General features: G+C 39.1%; 2 protein-coding genes. Both read left to right on the forward strand.

The window, feature by feature from the left end; genetic code table 11:
• A partial coding sequence (locus AC1M9C_RS14905; protein ID WP_481953975.1) for a muconolactone Delta-isomerase family protein occupies positions 1 to 222 on the forward strand: 222 nt, incomplete at its 5' end.
• Positions 223 to 372: 150 nt separating this feature from the next.
• Positions 373 to 530 (forward strand): dioxygenase (locus tag AC1M9C_RS14910; protein WP_481609338.1); only part of this gene is annotated, 158 nt, incomplete at its 3' end.

Raw genomic sequence — 530 nt, forward strand, 5'->3', positions numbered from 1 at the left:
AAAGCTGTTGAAAAGGCGTATTCGCAAGAGTTACAGCAACAAGGCAAGTGGCGTCATATCTGGCGAATCACAGGTCAGTATTCAAACATCAGTATTTTTGATGTGGAAAGCAATGAAGAGCTTCATTCAATTTTACAAGGTCTTCCGCTTTACCCATATATGAATATCGAAGTAATGGCGTTAAATCGCCACCCATCTTCTATCCGTGAAGATGATCGTTAAGTTTTAAGTGTCTTGGCTTGATTGATTCAGGCCATGACATCAATACATCCAGAGGTTTTTTAGCGTCATTTTAAACAAGGATTGTGGCAGCGAGCTCAAACACATTAGAAGTCAGCCACCACACAGCAAGCATACTTAAGGAGAAATAGTATGAACCGCGAACAAATTAATGCTTTAGTCAAAAAAATGAACGTTGATACTGCAACAGGTCCTGTTGATGAACGTGTTCAGCAAATCGTTGTACGTTTAGTATCTGACTTATTCCAAGCGATTGAAGATTTAGATTTAAGCCAATCTGAAGTTTGGAA

The organism is Acinetobacter sp. 24-47-39 (genome assembly GCF_056783825.1).